Source organism: Formivibrio citricus (assembly GCF_900115065.1).
GTDB lineage: Bacteria > Pseudomonadota > Gammaproteobacteria > Burkholderiales > Chitinibacteraceae > Formivibrio > Formivibrio citricus.
The window spans coordinates 157,286-174,052 of the sequence record NZ_FOVE01000002.1 but is presented as its reverse complement, the minus strand read 5'-3'; the positions used below and the strand labels follow the sequence as shown (position 1 = coordinate 174,052).

General features: G+C 60.5%; 16 protein-coding genes. 3 read left to right on the top strand and 13 right to left on the bottom strand.

Annotation, left to right across the window (positions count from 1 at the left end):
- Window positions 1-7: 7 nt before the first annotated feature.
- The 10 genes from siaD to BMZ36_RS01985 all read right to left on the bottom strand — a co-directional run bounded on the left by siaD (window position 8) and on the right by BMZ36_RS01985 (window position 9,818).
- Window positions 8-814: a biofilm regulation diguanylate cyclase SiaD gene (siaD, locus tag BMZ36_RS02030; RefSeq protein WP_091190537.1), complete on the bottom strand. Its 807-nt coding sequence runs from the start codon at window positions 812-814 to the stop codon at window positions 8-10.
- Window positions 804-1,184: a biofilm regulation phosphoprotein SiaC gene (siaC, locus tag BMZ36_RS02025; RefSeq protein ID WP_091190531.1), complete on the bottom strand. Its 381-nt coding sequence runs from the start codon at window positions 1,182-1,184 to the stop codon at window positions 804-806. The genes siaD and siaC overlap by 11 nt, the downstream gene beginning before the upstream one ends.
- Before the next feature lie 21 nt (window positions 1,185-1,205).
- The gene (siaB, locus tag BMZ36_RS02020; protein ID WP_091190525.1) at window positions 1,206-1,748 is read right to left on the bottom strand and encodes a biofilm regulation protein kinase SiaB; all 543 of its coding nucleotides are present in this window, start codon (window positions 1,746-1,748) and stop codon (window positions 1,206-1,208) included.
- Between the two features lie 12 nt (window positions 1,749-1,760).
- On the bottom strand, window positions 1,761-3,755 hold the full coding sequence (siaA, locus tag BMZ36_RS02015; RefSeq protein ID WP_091190523.1) for a biofilm regulation protein phosphatase SiaA: 1,995 nt from the start codon (window positions 3,753-3,755) through the stop codon (window positions 1,761-1,763).
- A gap of 288 nt (window positions 3,756-4,043) precedes the next feature.
- On the bottom strand, window positions 4,044-4,604 hold the full coding sequence (locus BMZ36_RS02010; RefSeq protein WP_091190521.1) for a hypothetical protein: 561 nt from the start codon (window positions 4,602-4,604) through the stop codon (window positions 4,044-4,046).
- A complete protein-coding gene (locus BMZ36_RS02005) occupies window positions 4,604-5,173 on the bottom strand; it encodes a hypothetical protein (protein WP_091190518.1) in 570 nt (189 codons plus the stop codon). Before BMZ36_RS02005 ends, BMZ36_RS02010 begins: the two co-directional genes overlap by 1 nt.
- Window positions 5,170-5,955, bottom strand: a complete 786-nt coding sequence (locus BMZ36_RS14905) for a methyl-accepting chemotaxis protein (RefSeq protein ID WP_444542562.1) — start codon at window positions 5,953-5,955, stop codon at window positions 5,170-5,172. Before BMZ36_RS14905 ends, BMZ36_RS02005 begins: the two co-directional genes overlap by 4 nt.
- Before the next feature lie 19 nt (window positions 5,956-5,974).
- A complete protein-coding gene (locus BMZ36_RS01995; RefSeq protein WP_091190514.1) occupies window positions 5,975-6,340 on the bottom strand; it encodes a response regulator in 366 nt (121 codons plus the stop codon).
- Between the two features lie 34 nt (window positions 6,341-6,374).
- Complete coding sequence (locus BMZ36_RS01990; protein ID WP_091190508.1) at window positions 6,375-7,355, bottom strand: chemotaxis protein CheX; 981 nt, start codon at window positions 7,353-7,355, stop codon at window positions 6,375-6,377.
- Between the two features lie 21 nt (window positions 7,356-7,376).
- Entirely contained in the window at window positions 7,377-9,818 is a 2,442-nt protein-coding gene (locus BMZ36_RS01985) for a HAMP domain-containing protein (protein WP_091190503.1), read from the bottom strand.
- A gap of 312 nt (window positions 9,819-10,130) precedes the next feature.
- Here BMZ36_RS01985 and BMZ36_RS01980 point away from each other — a divergent pair, with 312 nt between their 5' ends.
- Window positions 10,131-10,355 (top strand): hypothetical protein, encoded by a 225-nt coding sequence (locus BMZ36_RS01980; RefSeq protein WP_091190500.1) that lies wholly within the window; start codon window positions 10,131-10,133, stop codon window positions 10,353-10,355.
- Between the two features lie 43 nt (window positions 10,356-10,398).
- The gene (locus tag BMZ36_RS01975; protein WP_091190495.1) at window positions 10,399-12,012 is read left to right on the top strand and encodes an alkaline phosphatase; all 1,614 of its coding nucleotides are present in this window, start codon (window positions 10,399-10,401) and stop codon (window positions 12,010-12,012) included.
- A gap of 441 nt (window positions 12,013-12,453) precedes the next feature.
- Here BMZ36_RS01975 and BMZ36_RS14475 read toward each other — a convergent pair whose 3' ends face one another.
- Complete coding sequence (locus tag BMZ36_RS14475; protein WP_177187738.1) at window positions 12,454-12,696, bottom strand: hypothetical protein; 243 nt, start codon at window positions 12,694-12,696, stop codon at window positions 12,454-12,456.
- Here BMZ36_RS14475 and BMZ36_RS01970 point away from each other — a divergent pair.
- Window positions 12,695-14,593, top strand: a complete 1,899-nt coding sequence (locus tag BMZ36_RS01970) for a lytic transglycosylase domain-containing protein (protein WP_177187737.1) — start codon at window positions 12,695-12,697, stop codon at window positions 14,591-14,593. The two genes, BMZ36_RS14475 and BMZ36_RS01970, sit on opposite strands and share 2 nt — an antisense overlap.
- Window positions 14,594-14,668: 75 nt before the next feature.
- Here the strand turns inward: BMZ36_RS01970 and BMZ36_RS01965 are convergent, their stop codons facing one another.
- The gene (locus BMZ36_RS01965; protein WP_091190488.1) at window positions 14,669-14,968 is read right to left on the bottom strand and encodes an STAS domain-containing protein; all 300 of its coding nucleotides are present in this window, start codon (window positions 14,966-14,968) and stop codon (window positions 14,669-14,671) included.
- Window positions 14,969-15,057: 89 nt separating this feature from the next.
- Window positions 15,058-16,758, bottom strand: coding sequence for a tetratricopeptide repeat protein (locus BMZ36_RS01960; RefSeq protein ID WP_091190484.1), 1,701 nt, complete (start codon window positions 16,756-16,758; stop codon window positions 15,058-15,060).
- Between the last annotated feature and the right edge of the window lie 9 nt (window positions 16,759-16,767).

The following is a 16,767-nucleotide window of genomic DNA, read 5'->3' as shown; positions in this document are numbered from 1 at the left end:
CCGGTTCTTATAAACGGGACTCTACCCTGTTGCGCCCGGCTTCCTTGGCATGCCGCAAAGCCTCGTCCGCGCGCTTGATCGTATCGGAATAGTGTTCCCCATACCGATAAAGGGTGACGCCTATGCAGGCCGTGATGCGGTAGTCGATGTGGTCGTGTCGAATATTCTCGATGCCGAGGCGCACCCGCTCGGCGACCTGAACGGCAAGGTCGAGCGGCGTCTCGGGCAGGATGAACAGGAATTCCTCACCGCCCCAGCGTCCGCAGATGTCATATTCGCGGAGCGAATCCCTGATCGCGCAGGAAACCTCGCATAGCGCCTTGTCGCCAGCGTCGTGCCCATACCGGTCATTGATGGATTTGAAAAAATCAATATCGATAATGCCGAGGGAGTAAGGCGTGCTGTTGCGGACTGCGCGCCCCGTCTCTTCACCAAGCCGCTCCATCAGGAAACGGCGATTGCCCAGACTGGTCAAAGGATCGTGCAACGAAGCTTCCCTGAGCGCTTCGCTGATTTCCCGCAGGCTTTGCTGGTAGCGATCCGAGATTCGCATCAGCTTTTCGACTCGTCTCAACTGGCGGTCATATTGCTGCGACAGGGTTTCGCTGTTGGCCCTGGACAGCAAGTGATAGCCATCGGAAATCCTGACCAGACGTTCCAGCCGCTGCCGTTGCCCTGCGTTCTGCTCAAGCAACCGTGCAAGCGGCTCGCGCAGCGGGTTGCCCTCGTGCGCCGGATCGGCCAGCAGCGTTTCGATGTGCCGGATGAGTTCCTTTTCGGCGTCGATCTGCGGCAATGACGGTTTATCGGACATCGGCAGCGATCTCGAAGGGGAAACTGCAGTCCTCGCGAAACTCGTCGGCCAGATCCAGTACCCGCTCGTTGCGGGGATCGTAGAACCAGTTCACGCTGACCTGGCGCCCCTGTGTGTACGCATCTTCGAGCAGATCGAAGATGTCCATCATCGCTTTGACCGAGCTGGTGTTCATGTAAACCAGCTTCAGTTCGAGCTTCAACGGCATGGATGAGTCCTTGAGAAAACGTTCGACCCAGTCAATGACCGGACCGAAGAATTCGAAGGAATTTTCCGGGTAGGAATCCCCTTCCATGGCCAAGGTTCCTTGCTCCCAATCGCCGCGGATGCAGGGCGTCGATTGGCTTCCTTGAACGTTCAATTCATTCATCGTTACATCCAGAGAGGGATTTCAGATAACCGCGCGCAGGCTGAAAAACGAGCGCGTGGTGCTGACTGGCGCCAAGCTCCCGCGGAGCGGCTCCACCGATTTTCTTGCCATATCGATCAGGCCCAGTCCCGCCCCGCTGGCGGCTTCTTCGGTGCGAGGCAGCCGCAATTGGGTTTTGTAGGCGGCCTTGAGCCCGGTCTTGTCCATTGTTGCGAGTTCTTCGATTCTGGCGAGCAGCGCCTCGCCATCGCTCTTTTCCACCTGGTTACAAGCTTCGACCAGATAACGGCCTTCGGCATCGCGTGCAACGATAACGGTGGCCGAACTGTCTTTTTCGTCGTAGCCCCGCGCGAGCGCATAGTGGCGGATGTTTTGGGTCATCTCGACATAAACACCGAACACGTCCATGGCAGCCGAGGGTTGGGCATTGTCCGCCTGCAGATAATTCTTCAGGGCGTTGCCGATTTCCTCGATCAGGCTGCGGGAAATGGGGCCGTTGAAGCAGAGCAGGATTTGCCTGCTGTTGAAATGCTCGCGCAGCGCAAAAATATCGATTGATTCCATCGCAGCCCCCGTTCAGTCGAATCGGAAAGATAATATCGTGATGTCGTCCCGCTGGGGACACTCCCCACGGTAATCGTCCAGCGCCCGGTCCAGCGCCGCGGCCTGCGCCTCCATCGGCAAGCGCGCATGCTGCAGAAGCAGCTGGGTAAAGCGGGTATTGCCAAAGCCATAGCCCAGTTCGCCGCCAGCCTGATCGAGGAAGCCATCGGTGACCAGATAGTATGTCGCATCGGGCCGCACGGCGATTTCCGTGTCGGCATAGCATCCCCGCCGACGGTCTCCGATCGCCCGGCGCACGCCTTTAATCTCTTCGACTTCGCGGCCATCACTCCAGTACAAACCAATTTTGGCACCGGCGAAACGCAGGATGTTCCTTGACCGATCGACATAGACCAGCCCGGTATCCATGTTGGTCGCAATCGCCCGCGGAAAGTCGCACTGGCCGATCATGCTACGGATCGACTCGTCTGTCTGTTCAAGGATCGCCGCAGGCGATTCAATCCCGACTCGATTCGTTGCATTATCCAGCGCCGATCGCGCCAGCATGGTCATCAACGCGCCCGGAACGCCATGCCCGGCACAATCTACCACGCCGATCAGACAGCGCTCGCCTTCCGCCCTGAAAACGTAAAAATCGCCGCCCACCACATCGCGCGGACGCCAGAGGACGAAGTGATGCCGTCCCAATGATTGTTTCAGTTGTTGATCGGGTAGCGTAGCGCGCTGGATAAGGCTGGCATAGTCGAGAGAATCCCCGATTTTCTGCTGAGCGCGCCGCATTTCCATGTTTGCAGCTTCAAGCGCCTGCGTGCGGGCCAGGACCTTGTTTTCAAGCTCTTCGGTATTACGGCGAACCTGGTCAGCCATGACACCGAAAGCCCGGCTCAAATCACCCAGCTCATCCTGCGAGGGGGGCGGCAGGGACACATTGAAATCGCCCTGCGCCATGGCAGCAGCCGAAAGCTTCAGCTTGTTCAGGGGATGCAGCACCAGCCTCTCCACTGCCCAGGCGAAAGCAACCAGCAAAAAAGTCAGCAATGCGGCGAACACTGCGACAGCGGCATTGGTCCAGGTCTTGTCCAGCACCTGCGCCGTCTGCAAATCCACTGCAGTGACGACATGCCACTTCAACTCCGGTATGTAGGACAAGGCGAGCAATTGCTCCCGGCCATCCAGCGAGACATGCAATGTGAATACTTTCCCTGGCTGGGAAAACGCCTTTCCCATCGCTTCTGCCAATGCGCCGCGCTGTTCGCCTTCCGGCAGGAGCCCTGCCAGGGTCTGGCTCGCGCCGGCATCGCTGGCCGCGGTGTTGTAGGCAATCAAGCGTTCGTCGCCATGCGCCTGGATGGCTCCGGCCTGATTGATGACGATCGAAGCGACGCCCGGTTCGCTGCTGGCGATGAAATCCTTGAGAAAACTGCTCAGGTCGATGCCGGCCCCAGCGACGCCAAGCTTGCGTTCGCCATCGCGCACAAGGACATTGAACCAGACACGCGTCACCTGCAAGACGCGGTCATAATCAACGTTGATGTTGTAATCTTCGTTGCGCGCCAGTGAACTGAAAAACCAGGAATCGCCACTATTGTCCCGACTCAGGTTGTACCGGGGCTGTTCACTGTAGGGTTTGCTGTTATCGTTGGCGTAATAGCTCCGGCTACCCACGCTGGCGATGGAATAGGCATGGTCGCGAAAATCCTTGCGGTATCTCTCGGCCTCCTTGAAGAACAGCGCCCTTTTTTCAGGATTGTTCTCATCCTGCAACCATTGAATGGCAACCACCGAATCGGCAAGCCGCCGGGAAAGCGCCAATTCGCGGGAGATCGGCGCCAGGATGCTTTGACGCTTGAGCAGCGTGAAATTGACCGCGTAGGCTTCGCCGAAATGATTGCGTACCCGCTCGAATAACTGCCAGCCAATCAAACCTGCCGGCAACATCGCCAGCAGGCAAGCAAGCAACAGCGCCGATATCGCTTTAGCCCTCAACCCGAAACGCCAGAGTGCCATCCTTTTTCCTGCGAGGCTCAATATATCAAGTTGCAATTATAACTTAGAGCCCATTTCATCAGACCGTTGCGTCTTCGCATCTGGCGGGCGGGCGAGGCTCGGAAGCCTCACGTACTTCCATGTACATGCCGGCTATTGCTCCAGGGCCGACCGAGCCGCCATCTCCAAGATGGCGGGAGTGTGCCAATGGCCGGGATGCACGGCAAAACGAATGGAGACACGGGTGAGCCGAGCATGGCAGTGCCCGCATGACCGACTACCCGGAATCAGAGATGGGCGGGCTGGAATTTACTGTTTCCAGCCTATCAGTTCATGAGCATGGCTCAGGCAAGCACTGGCAACATCCGAGCCAGCCAGCGATTCGCGGATCGCCATATTCCAGTGAGCGAGCGCAGAACGAAGTTGCGTCGCATCGTCCGTCTGTGCGATTTCCTGCTGCAATTTTGCAGCCATCAATCCGAGATGCTGCTGGCTGGTTTCGATGAGGTAGGCTTTGGTGCGGGTAAGCCGCACGGGATCAAGCGGCGGTTCGGGCGCTTGCTCTGCAATGAGATTTGAATGCTCCGCCGGAAAAACCTGAATGGGCTGGATGGCCTTTGGTGGCCCGCCAGCGATTTGGCGCTCGATGAAGCCGCCTTCGCGAAGATCGTGCAGCAACCCCCGCAATTCCTGCGAGGGCATCATGCCGGACAACGCCCCCAGCGGACGGTTGCCGTCCAGCAGCACCAGCAATTGCCGGGCCTTGGCCCTCAGCCCGTAGCGCCGTTCGGCAAGCTCTTCGAGCGCCTTGCCGGTCTTCGAATAAACGGCCTTTTCCCAGTCCGCCTCGCCCTTAGCCAATTCAGTCATCAGAAAAACTCCAACTCGCCGCTCATGGCCTCTTCCTGAACAACCTCGTCCGCCGAAAAATCCAGCGCGATGCCGTCAGCAGTACAGGTGCATACCGTCAGCCCGAACCATTCGGCACCATCGACACTCACGGTGAACGATTGCGTCAGCGATGGCTCCAGCATGGCGAGGTATTGCGCGCAGGTATTTTCCAGAACAAACGGCGTCGACATGCCGACATGCCGGAACTGTTTGCACAGGCTGCGGTTGACCGCGCCGCAGAGCATGTTGGCAAATTCCGCACAGGCATCGCGCAAGGCCTGCCCTTCCAGCTTGGCCGGGCTGCGTGTAGCCCGCGCCAGTTGCTCGATGGCTCGCGCATCCGTGCCGAATTCGAACAGGGCCACGATGCGGAACAGGTAGGAAGAAATGTTGAGGACAACCAGCGGCCGGTTCGCCGCCTTGTCCTGGACTGCAACGCCATGGTTGCGCGCCACCGCGCAGCGCTGCTCCGCCCCGGTGGCAGCGTTGTCCAGTATGGCGCGCTCGAACAGTTTTTCGAGCGCCACGCCAGCATTGGCACCGATCATAGGCCACCTGCACCGATGATCGTTGTACCTATTTTGTCGTTGGCAGCCTTCAGCCCAAACACCGCCGTGCGGATCATGTTGCCGCTGGCCTGCATGTCCTGGAAGGTTGTCGTCGTGACCAGATCGTTCTTGTCGAGGTTCTGCTTGTACTTCTGCGCCCAATTGGACGACGACAGCGCCAGCTCCCGCACCCCGTCGGCCACAACCGCGAAACCGCGCCCGTGCTCGCCGGCCCGTGCCGCTTCGATCGAAGCATTGAGCGCCAGCATCACCACGTTCTTGATGATGCGCGAGAACTCGTCGTTCTGCTGCTTCAACTCGCGGTTGTTGGTAAGGATGGACTGCATTTCGTCGTGCCAGCGCTCGACGGTCCTGACCATGCCCAGCAGCGATTCGATGTCCTGCTGCAGCGAGGCGTGTTCCGCTTCCAGCGTGGTGCGCAGACGGGCCAACTCCTGAGCGTGTTCGTGGCGGGCCTGCTGCAGGCGATCTTCGCCTTCGCTGGCGGCCTGCTCCAGCGCCGCGGCCAACGCCCCGGCATGCCCGGCCGCTTGCCCGAGCAACTCATCGCGCAGCGCCTGGGCTTCGGCACGAACGTCCGCCAGGCGCGCCTCGGCCTCTTCGGCGGGAATGTGACCGGACAAGGCATCGGCCAGCCTGCGCGCCTCATCAAGCTTATGCTGAAAATCCCGGCGCTGTGCAGCGAGCTTCCACGCCAGGGGAATCATGCCCAGCCCGATTCCCGCGCCGAGCCATACAAAACTGCTTACCGACCAGTCCATCACTTTCCTTCAGCCAAAATCAGGCAATCAATTTCTTCAGCGAGCCGATAACCGCAGCGCCATTGAAAGGCTTCACGATCCAGCCCTTGATACCGGCGGCCTTGCCGCGTTCTTTCATGGCCGGGCTGTTTTCCGTGGTCAGCATGATGATATTGACCGACGAATTCTTCAGCTCGCCGCGAATCTTCTCGGCCATGGTGAGGCCGTCCATATTGGGCATGTTCACATCGCTGACCACGAGCTTGATCGACGAATTGGCCTTGAGCTTGTCGAGCCCGTCCTTGCCATCGACGGCAGGAACCACGGTCAGGCCGTTGGCTTTGAGAAAATCGCAAACTTCGTTGCGCACGGTGCTGGAATCGTCGACTACGAGGACTTGTGCCATGAGAAAACTCCTTTATTTTTGAAACGGCAAAAAATCAGAACAGTTCGAGCTCGCCGGATTCAACCAGCGATTCGACGGTCGGGTTTTCCCGGAATTCATCCGGCGACCAGTTCAGGTTGAAAACGAAGCGCTGGAACAACGGAACCGGTGCCACATCGGGCCGGTTCCGTTCTCGCAGCGTGTATTTGATGCAAAGCTGCGGATCTTCCGAGCCGAACGAGATATAGCGACGCTGGTGATTGATGATGATCGGCACCTGTGTTTGGCATTGGCACCGGTTCACATCCTGGGAAACGTAGCGGCTCTTGAATGCGCCCCAAGCGAGGTTGGTGGCCTCGCCCAGCACGTTGTTGAGCTCGCGGAAGGTCATCGTCTCGCCCTCGTCGATACCCGCCTCGCGGCTTATCAACGCCATCATGGCTTCCTCTGCCGCCTGCAGCATCATGTAACCGCGGCACCAGTGGCTGTCGATGGCCATCATGGTGAACACTTCGCCGTAGATGATGCGGTCCTTCACGAGGTAAGGCGTTTCGACGTCGATATCGCATTCGCGGAACAGGGGCTGCAGCGCACCGCGCGTAATTTCGGTAATGCCGCGCACCAGATCGTTGGGATACACCCGGCTGAAAATCGAGGCTTCCAGCGTGGCCTTGAGCAGTTGCAGGTCGGCCAGCGTATAGGCGCAGCGGAACATCGCTGCGTCCTGCTCGGCCAGCCCGGCCACGCTGGATACGGCATCGCGGCGCAGGAACAGCGGCAGCTCGGGCCGCGAGGCGTGGATGGCTCGCGCCAACTCCAGCCCCTGCCCCGTCTTGCCGCCGTAGTTTTCGTGCAGCAGGATGCCGCCAAGATCGACGTTGGATTTGAGGATCGTCATGACGCTGTCGGCATCGCCCTGTTGCGGTTTGATCGCCACCAAGCCGCATTCCTCGCAAAAGGCTTTCAGACTATCGGGGGGCAGACCGGCGCCGTCGAGCACCAGAACCTTGCTGACTACCATTTTGTTGCTGTTCATCGTGTCACTTTCCTGCTGAATTCAAACCACGCGCAGTTGGGGCTTGCCGGCAACCGGCGACCCGGCCACGTCGGCTTCGCTTGCCTCGGCTTCCTTCGCCATCTCGCGCAAATCGTAGACATAAAGCGTTTCGCGGCCCTCGACATACAAGGCGCTGCTTTCCGGCAGGAGCACCACGGTCTCGAAGCGGCGGAAGTCAGCGCCGATAGCGTTATCGAGGAAGCGGATCTCGATCTTGCCGTGCTCGCGTTTGACGAAATCCTGCACCGCGTCCATGCCCACGCCGCGGCCGGAGATTTCGCTCACCTTTTCGGCAGTCGAGAAACCGGGGCGGAAGATCAGGCGGGCGATGTCCTCGTCGCCGAGGTGTTCATCGGCGCGGATCAGTCCTTTCTGGATGGCAGTCTTGCGGATACGGGCCAAAGCCAGCCCGCGACCGTCGTCGCTCAACCTGATCTGCAACTGGCCATCGGCCACATTCATTTCCAGATCGATCAAACCGGCCTTGGACTTGCCCTGCGCCAGACGTTCTTCCTTGCTTTCCAGACCATGATCGAGCGAATTGCGCAGCAGATGCATGAACACATTCTTGATCACGCCGGATATCTGGTTGCGCAGCACGTAGCCGTGGTCCTCGATCCGGATCATGGGCGGTCTCTTGCCGAGCTCTTTCGCCAGGGACGGGAGCGAGGCAAGGATGCCGGCCAGCGCCTTGCCAAGCGGCTCCGTGCCGAGCAAGCGCAGCGTCTTGCGCACCGCGTCGCGTGCGGCAACGAGTTCGTGCAGGTTGCCGGTATTGACCGTTTCCAGGCGGTGGATCGTTTGCTGGATCTGTTCCTTGTCCACCATCAGGTAGCGTTCCACGCTGCCGCGGCGGCCCGGCCCCTTGCGGCCCAGGCTGACTTCGTTGATCCGTGCATAGCGCTCAACGGCATCGCGCACGCCGGCCAGCTCTTCCAGCAACAGGCCCTGATCCCAGGCGATATCCGGATGAGCGCCGCGCAATTCGTCGTAGGTCTGTTCGGCCTCGTGCACGAGGTTGGTCAGGTGCTGCAGGCCATAGGTACGGGCATTGCCCTTGATCGTGTGCATGTTGCGGAAGAGTTGCGCGATGGCTTGCGCGTCCTGCTCCGGATACTGGTGCAGGATGAGTTCGTTTTCGTCGATGAACTTGAGCGCGCCGGCGATGAAGTCGTGGAACTTCTCCTGGCTGACCGCGAGAATCTCGCCGATGATTTCCAGCTCCTGTTTCTTCTCGTTGGCTTCGGCGGCCAGCTTGCGCAGTTCGGTCACATCGCGCACGCACAGCATCAGGCGCACGATCGTGTCGGCATCGTTGGTGATCGGCGACCAGTTCAGATCGAGGATCTTCACGCGGCCATCGGGCATGCGCTTTTCGACTTCGCCGGCGAGAAGATGCTGGTTGAACTCGAAGTTCATGCAGTCTTCGCCGATACAGGCGCCGGCAGCGGCTTCGACCTGCGCCAGCGCATCGGCGCCGAGGTTGGTATCGGCAAACACCAGCGCCATCATGTCGCGCCCGGCGATGTCGCGCGTTTCGAAGATGGTTTCGAGGTAAGCCGAATATTCCGGGTGCACCTTGTTGCCGTCGGCAATCGTCAGGATGCCCTGCGGAATGTTCTGCAGCATGGTCTGGATGTCGGTGGTCTTCTGCTTCAGTTGCTCCGAGCTTTCCTGGATTTTCTCGATCATCGCGTTGAAGGCCACGGTCGATTGGCCGATCTCGTCCATGCGCTCAACCGGCAGACGGCGCGTGAAATCCTGGCTGGTCGCGATTTCGGTCATCAACGACTGCATGGTGCCGACCGGCCGCACAATCTGGCGGTAGAGCAGCGTCCCGGCCGCACCCAGCGCCACGATAGCCAGCACGGTCGCCATCGACAGTGCCGACACGGCACCGGCCAGATTCTCGTTCAGGGCCGTGATGGCTTCATCCTTGCTGCGGTTCTTTTCAATGCGCAGCGTATCGATCACTTGCTCCATCTCGCGCTTGTACTGCGCCACGCTGGCAAACAGCACCGCCTGCGCCAGATCGGTCTGGCCTGCGAGCTTGAGCTGCGCCATCTCGTCGATGGCCGCAAAGTAGTTGTCGAGGCTCTCGCGGGTCTGCTCGATCAACCCCTGCTGGGCCTGCCCCGTAGCCTGCTTGAATTGCAGGTCGAGCCCGTCCTTGAGCTGGGTTTTCTGAGCCGCAAGTTTTTCCCTGGCTTCCTCGGCCAGCGTCTGGTCCGGCGCACTCGCCAGCGTCATCGTGGCGAGCTGCACTTCCTTGAGCAACGCCACCAGATCGGCCGAAGCCAGCGCGCTGGGCACAACGCCCTCGGTCACGGTTTTTACGTTGGACGCGTTTTTCCGGGACTGGATAACGCTGTAGCCGCCGATGGCGGCAATCGCCACGAACGTCAGGGCTACGAGGAACACGATGCGATGGCGCAGACTCATTTTGTCTTTCCCCAAATGGATTGGATTCGATCCGGAATATCAGGATTTTCTGAATTACGTTCGGGGCGGAGTATTTCAGGGGAATATGAATTTCTTGTTACGGCGACGACCCGCGCAAACCGCACGGAAAACTAAAAACACCCTAACACCAAGTAGATACAGGCTTTTTTGGGCAAACCCACCTCCATTATTGGTAGTTTTACCAACTTGACAAAAAAACACGATTTACACAGACAGATTGAAATCGCGAAATCCTGGCGTAACAAAACCCGGCGAACATGCCTGCACCTTCCATCGCTATCGAGGTGAAGCATGTTCAGTCTGACCAGGGAAATGGCTCTGCAAATCCAGGAGCTGCACATCCGCTATTACGCGGACCGCTATCCCGGCGGAGAGCCCGCACTGCGCGCCGCGCTTGCGCCCATGACCTACGCCGACCAGCTCAGGCCCGGTGTGCGCTACGCCTACAAACACGTCAACGCCCACATTCCGCGCGCACAGGCCATCGACGCGCTGATCTGCGGTGCCGCGAAGTGATTCACCCAAGCCTCCCCATCTACCTTCACAGGAACAAGCCTCGATGAAAAACCGCACCCTCCAGCTTTTGATCGGTTCCGTTTTTTGCAGCCTTGCGCTCGGTACGCAAGCAGCCCCACCCCCGATACCCGACATCAGGAACGTCATCATCCTGATCCCCGACGGCATGAGCGTGGGCGGAACCACGCTGGCGCGCTGGGTGCAGGGCGGCAAACCGCTGGCGCTCGACGAAATGGCAGCGGGGCTCGTGCGCACCTACAACGCGGACACACCGATCGGCGATTCCGCGCCGGCCGGCTCGGCTTTCGCCACGGGTTTCAAGAGCCAGACCGGCAACGTCGCTGTACTACCGGCCAAGGTCGGCATGCCCGGCGTACCGGCCACACCAAAAAACGAAGTCCACCGCCCGGTCGCCACCATTCTGGAAGCCGCACGGCTCGCCGGAAAATCCACCGGCCTCGTGGCCACCAGCGAAATCATGCACGCCACGCCGGCCGACTTTTCGGCGCACGATCCCTCGCGCAAGGCCTACGACAATCTCAGCGAACAGCAGGTCTACAACCGCATCGACGTCGTTTTCGGCGGCGGATACCGGTATCTGCTGGCGGAAAACCGCAAGGACAGGGAAGACATGATCGGCTCGCTGAAAGAACAGGGTTATGCCATCGTGAATACACCGGCCGAAATGGCCTCGCTCAAGCGCGACAAGGTCTGGGGGCTGTTTGCCGCCAAGGACATGAAATACGAGCTCGACCGCGATCCGGCCAAAGAACCGTCGCTCGCCGAAATGACGCGCAAGGCCATCGAGCTGCTCTCGAAAAACCCGAACGGCTTTTTCCTGATGGTTGAAGGCTCCAAGATCGACTGGGCCGCGCATGCCAACGATCCGGCCGGGATCGTTTCCGACGTTCTGGCCTTCGACCGCGCCGTGGCCGAAGCGCTGGCCTTTGCCAGGAAGGATGGCCACACCGCCGTCTTTGCCCTTTCCGACCACGGCAACTCCGGCATCACCATGGGCAACCAGACCACATCCAAGAGCTATGACAAAGAACCGCTCTTCGTATTCGTCGAACCGCTGCGCCGCGCGCGCCTGACCGGCGAAGGCATCGGCCTCAAGCTGAACAAGGATCGCAGCAACGTGCGCGAGGTAATCGCCGAGGAATGGGGGATCGACGACCTGAGCGACGAAGAAGTCGCCAGCGTGGTCAAGGCCAAGGCCGCGGACATCAACTATGCCACCGGCCCGATCCTGGCGCGCCGCGCCAAGATCGGCTTCACCACCAACGGCCACACGGGCGAAGACGTGGTCTGGTATGCCTGGACGCCGAAACGCACCCACCCCACCGGCGTGATCGAAAACACCGACGTGGCCAAAACCATGGCCCGGCATCTCGGCCTCGACCTGGAAAAGGCCACCTCGACCCTGTACGTGGAAGCGGAAAGCGCTTTCGCCAAGGCCGGAGCACAAACCAGCGTAGATCATTCCGATGCGAACAACCCGGTGCTGGTCGTGCGCAAGAACGGACAGGAGTGGCGCTTTCCGCAAAACAAGAACCATGCACTTTCCAACGGCATGAAAATCGACCTGCCGGGCGTGATGGTCATGAGCGGCAAGCGCTGGTATTTGTCGAAGGCGGCGGTTGAACTGGTAGAGTGAATCGGCACACGCCCTCCGCCCTGAACAGGCAACGCCCGGCACATGACCGCAATGTTGTTCACTTAAGGATTTTTATGCGCCTGCGGCGCAGGGTTTACAGCCGGTTCCGCCCGGCAGACGGGAAAGGGATTTGTCTCGCCAAATCCCCTTCACCCCTAGGCGAGCCCACTCCGGCGCCCCTGCGGGGTTCCCTGCGATGCTCGCAAGACGCGGCGGCTGCGCAACTCGGCCTGCGGCCTCAAACAGTGCTCGCCGAATTCCCGCGCCTTGCTGTGCTTCTCGGCGCCTTCCAGGGCGGAGCGTGCTGCATGCCGCGCTGTTCAAGAAAAATGCCGCTCACTTTTCTTAAGTGAACGGCATTACGGCACATGACCGGGCGTTGTTTTTGGCAAGCATCGGGTTCGCGGATTGCATCCACTCCCACATTTTCCAGGAACCTCTTCACGATCTGTCGCGATAAGCCGTCAGCGGGGTGAAGAGCAGCGCAAAAACAGGGGCGCACAAGTAGAACATGAAAATTTTGAGCTGCAGATGAAACGGACGCCAGACCGCACGACAAATGCCGATGACCAAGCATCGTTTTGAACCTGAACGGGAATGAATAGGTTTTGTTACATCCCCCCGCATGACAGTCCCGGGCGCATCGTTTATGCTGGGTTCACTCACCGTTGTGCCGCCTGCCATGAAGAAACTGCTGTCCACCCTGCTGTTCGCCCTCGTCCTGCCCGTCCACGCCAAAGTCGATCTTCCCGCCGTGCTGGAAGCCGCGCGCAGCCACAACACGCCGCAACTGGCCCGGCTCATGGAAAAAAGCCAGGGCGACCTACTGGAAATGTACCCGCGCTATTACTGGCTCAGCGACCGCATCCGCACCCTGAGCGCCGTCGAAGTCGCCGATTTCTTTACCCGTTACCCGGATACGCCGCTTGCCGAGCGCTTCCGCGCAGAATGGCTCAAGGAACTGGGCCGCCGTCAGGACTGGCCAGCCTACGTTGCCGAATACCCGAAACTGGAGAAGCCCGCGACCGAGCTCCAGTGCTATCAGGCTCAGGCGGGCCTCGCGCTCGGACAGCGGCCTGTCCTGTTGCAAGCAAAACCGCTCTGGCTCACCGGGCAGGGGCTGCCGCTGGCTTGCGCACCTGTCTTCGATGCGCTTTTCGCGCAAGGCCTGCTCAATACCGAAGACGCGTGGAAGCGCATTCGCCTTGCCCTGTTCGATGACAACACCGAACTGGCGGCACAGATCGCAGCGCGCGTCGGCTCGCCAGCCGCACTTTCGGCCAAGAATCTCGCCGGCTTGCGCCAGCAACCGGCCCGCGGCGGGCAACAGGCAGCAGAATCCCGCGCCGGACGCGAAGCCGCGCTTTATGCGCTCTCGCGTTTGGCTCGCAACGATCCCGAACAGGCAGCCAAACTGCTCTCCGGCATGGAGTCGCACTGGCCGGAAGCCGACCGCCGCTACGGCTGGCGCGTAATCGGCGTCCTGGCCGCCAAGCGCCACCATCCGCAGGCCAATGCCTGGCTTGCGCATGCCGGCGCAGGCGGGATGAATGCCGAATCGCGCGCCTGGGCCATCCGTGCAGGATTGCGTGCCGGCGACTGGAGAGGCGTGCTGGCCCGCATCGACGCGCTGCCGGATACCGAGCGCAAGGAAACCGTCTGGCGCTACTGGCGCGCGCGCGCCCTGCGCGAGCTGGGGCGCACAGTGGAGGCCAACCAGCTTTTCAGCAACATTACCAACGGCGACGAGTTTTACAGCCTGCTCGCCCGCGAGGAACTTGGCACCGTGCTTTCCACCCCGGCCGTTCAGTACCGGGCCAGCGAGGACGAGATCCGCGCCATGATGGCGCAGCCCGGCGTAAAACGTGCGTTCGCGCTCCTGCAGCAGAACTGGCGCACGGAAGCCATACGAGAATGGAACTGGGCCATGCGTGGGCTTTCCGACCAGATGCTGATCGCCGCGGCCGAGGGCGCTCGCCGCGAACGGTGGCACGACCGTGCCATCTACGCCGCCGACCGTACCAAGCAATTGCACAACTACGAGTTGCGCTACCTGACTCCGTACCGCGACATCGTCGAGAAAAGGGCACGGGCGGAAGGGCTCGATCCGGCTTGGGTCTATGGCCTGATGCGCCAGGAAAGCCGCTTCATCAGCGACGCAAAATCCGGCGTCGGCGCCCGCGGCCTGATGCAGCTGATGCCCGCAACCGCCAGATGGGTTGCCAAGAAACTGGGCTGGAAGAAATTCGACCTCAACAACGTCAACGAGATTTCCAACAACGTAGCGCTGGGCAGCCATTATCTCGGCGAGGTCTGGAAGAAGCTGGGTTCCAGCCAGGTACTTGCCAGCGCCGGCTACAACGCCGGTCCAGGGCGCGCCCGCGCCTGGCAGGCCGACCGACCACTCGAAGCGGCCGTCTACATCGAGAACATTCCGTTCACCGAAACGCGCGACTATGTGAAAAAAGTCATGGCCAACGCCATGCACTACGCGCCCGACTTCGGCAGCAACTCGACTTCGCTCAAGGCGCGGATCGGCACCATCCCTGCCAAGGGCGGGTCGGTCAACAACCTGCCGTAGGACTGCAAACCCAAAATCAGAAAGTCAAAAAAGCCGGCATGACAGCCGGCTTTTCTCTTGATTGCGCGCTTGCGGTTACCTGATTTCGAATATCTTCCCGAAATTGGCCACGTCCAGCACCGCCCTGACCGTTCCGGTGCAGTTGCGCAGCACGATCTTGCGCCCTCCGGCGCGCTCGTTCAACAGCAGCAACATGCCCAACGCTGCGGAATCGATATATTCCACGGCATTGAAATCGATTTCGATCTCTTCGACCCCTTCGTTGCCAAGTGCGCCCATCGTGGCTGCCTTGAACTCGCGATGCGCCTCAAAAGTAAAGACCCCATCAAGGGCAATGTGCGCTTTGTGTTTTTCTATGGTCAAAATGGCTTGCATGAGGGGGCTCTCCGTTTCCTGTAGCCGTAATCCAGATTATTAATCTAGGCGCTGTTGCCGGAAGATTCAAACCGGCTTTGCGGCGTCGATCAAGTTCTTCCAAAACGCTGGCAGGTCTTGCGGTGGATCTCGGCAAGTTGCAGCGCCCGGCCGTTATCCTGATCCAGCTCCCGTACGCGCTCAAGGTATTCCGCAGCCCGGCGCATGTAGGTTTCGTGCCAGCCTTCCCGATTCACGAATGCCAGCAGCGCGTTGATCGCATTGAGCAAGACCATCAGGTTGGCAGGCATGTCGGCCACGGCCTTGATGAACCGCTCCGCGGCAGCCGCCAGCTCGCCGCTCTGGGCCAGGCGCACGGCTTCGTTGTTGAGGGTGACGATATCCTGGTTCGTTTCCTCGATCAGCCGCGATGCCACCTCTTCGCGCCCGGCTTGGCGGAACAGCGTCGTAACCCGTCCCTGCAAGCCGGCGTCATCGTGCCGGTTTTTCAGGACTGTCCGGACAATCTTTTCGCCGACCTCGAAACGCTGCTGGTTCATGCAGGCTTGCGCCAGCACGAGCCCGACTTCGGAAGGCGGCGGCGCGAGCAGCGTGGACAGGCCGTGCAATGCCTGGTCCAGTGCATCGCGTGCCCTGATCTTGTCCCCGTGCTTCAGCCAGATATCCGCATCCAGCGCATCGGCCATGGCTGCAGCCGGCGCATCCTTGAATTCCCGACGAATTTCCGTAGCCGTTCGTCGCGCGCCCAGGGTGTCGCCGCGCGCAATCTGCACTTGCGCCAGCCGGCCGTAGTCTCCCGGGTCGCGCCAGAAAGAGTAGCGCGACAGGCGCACCGTTTCGGATATCGCAGCATCGGCAGTCGCCAGATCGCCGTTATGCCACGCCACATCGCCCAGATCGCGCTGCCGTCCGATCACATAGGGCGAGCGGGCCACCGCCCGTCGCAGGGTCTCCAGCGCCCCGGGGCCATCCCCGCCAGCACTCTGGCTTTTGGCCAGCCAGTCATAGGCCTCCATGACCAGCTCATGCTCCGCGATCACCCCCTGGAAAACGGTACGTGCTTCTTCATGGCTTCCCAGATGGTAGAGCGACTTGCCCAGCGCCATGCGCGCCCACGGGAGATCGGCTTGTGCGAGAACTTCGCGGCACAAGTCCCGTGCCGCGGCCCAGTCACCTATCCGCAGCAGCAAATGCACCTTCATGCGCAGGAAGCTGGTCGCATCATCGCCGCCGGCTTCGATTTCGGCTTCGCACAGATGGATGGCGCGCAGGAAATCGTGCGCCAGAACCGCCTCGTCGATGGGGCGGAGACGCGCCTTGCGACGGATGGCGCGGACCAGCTTGCCGTACAGCATGTCACCGGTATAGGGCTTGAGTACGATGGCATCGGGCGCCAGTTCGGCAGCGCCGATCACGCGTGTTGCGCGCCGCTCCGCGGTCACGATCATGAATACGCATGAGGCTTTCAGGATGCCGTGACGACGCGCTTCCTCAAAGAGATACAAGCCGTCGAACCCGTGCCCAAGGTCGTATTCGGACAGCACGACGTCGTATTCCTTGCGCCGCAGCATGCCCAGCGCATCGCCGGAGCGCGCGGCGTAATCGACATTGCCGGCGCCGAACTCGTTGAGCATGGAGCAGGTAGCCACCCGCATGTCCGTCACGCTGTCGATGACCAGGAAGGAAAGGCGCGACAGGTCCGGCCCGGCCGAAAAAGCCGGAACGGGCTCCGCTTCAGCCTCGGGAACCGGCGCGGGTTTTATGAAGGAGTAGGGACGGATTTCTGCCATGACTTCAAT

Excerpts from the sequence above, each read along its gene's own strand:
- siaD (WP_091190537.1), bottom strand. The coding sequence starts at position 814 with ATGTCCGATAAACCGTCATTGCCGCAGATCGACGCCGAAAAGGAACTC.
- BMZ36_RS01990 (WP_091190508.1), bottom strand. The coding sequence starts at position 7,355 with ATGAACAGCAACAAAATGGTAGTCAGCAAGGTTCTGGTGCTCGACGGC.
- BMZ36_RS01960 (WP_091190484.1), bottom strand. The coding sequence starts at position 16,758 with ATGGCAGAAATCCGTCCCTACTCCTTCATAAAACCCGCGCCGGTTCCC.
- BMZ36_RS01980 (WP_091190500.1), top strand. The coding sequence starts at position 10,131 with ATGTTCAGTCTGACCAGGGAAATGGCTCTGCAAATCCAGGAGCTGCAC.
- BMZ36_RS01985 (WP_091190503.1), bottom strand. The coding sequence starts at position 9,818 with ATGAGTCTGCGCCATCGCATCGTGTTCCTCGTAGCCCTGACGTTCGTG.
- siaA (WP_091190523.1), bottom strand. The coding sequence starts at position 3,755 with ATGGCACTCTGGCGTTTCGGGTTGAGGGCTAAAGCGATATCGGCGCTG.
- BMZ36_RS01965 (WP_091190488.1), bottom strand. The coding sequence starts at position 14,968 with ATGCAAGCCATTTTGACCATAGAAAAACACAAAGCGCACATTGCCCTT.
- BMZ36_RS01970 (WP_177187737.1), top strand. The coding sequence starts at position 12,695 with ATGAAGAAACTGCTGTCCACCCTGCTGTTCGCCCTCGTCCTGCCCGTC.
- BMZ36_RS02005 (WP_091190518.1), bottom strand. The coding sequence starts at position 5,173 with ATGATCGGTGCCAATGCTGGCGTGGCGCTCGAAAAACTGTTCGAGCGC.
- BMZ36_RS02010 (WP_091190521.1), bottom strand. The coding sequence starts at position 4,604 with ATGACTGAATTGGCTAAGGGCGAGGCGGACTGGGAAAAGGCCGTTTAT.
- BMZ36_RS01995 (WP_091190514.1), bottom strand. The coding sequence starts at position 6,340 with ATGGCACAAGTCCTCGTAGTCGACGATTCCAGCACCGTGCGCAACGAA.
- BMZ36_RS01975 (WP_091190495.1), top strand. The coding sequence starts at position 10,399 with ATGAAAAACCGCACCCTCCAGCTTTTGATCGGTTCCGTTTTTTGCAGC.
- siaC (WP_091190531.1), bottom strand. The coding sequence starts at position 1,184 with ATGAATGAATTGAACGTTCAAGGAAGCCAATCGACGCCCTGCATCCGC.
- BMZ36_RS14905 (WP_444542562.1), bottom strand. The coding sequence starts at position 5,955 with ATGGACTGGTCGGTAAGCAGTTTTGTATGGCTCGGCGCGGGAATCGGG.
- siaB (WP_091190525.1), bottom strand. The coding sequence starts at position 1,748 with ATGGAATCAATCGATATTTTTGCGCTGCGCGAGCATTTCAACAGCAGG.
- BMZ36_RS14475 (WP_177187738.1), bottom strand. The coding sequence starts at position 12,696 with ATGGCAGGCGGCACAACGGTGAGTGAACCCAGCATAAACGATGCGCCC.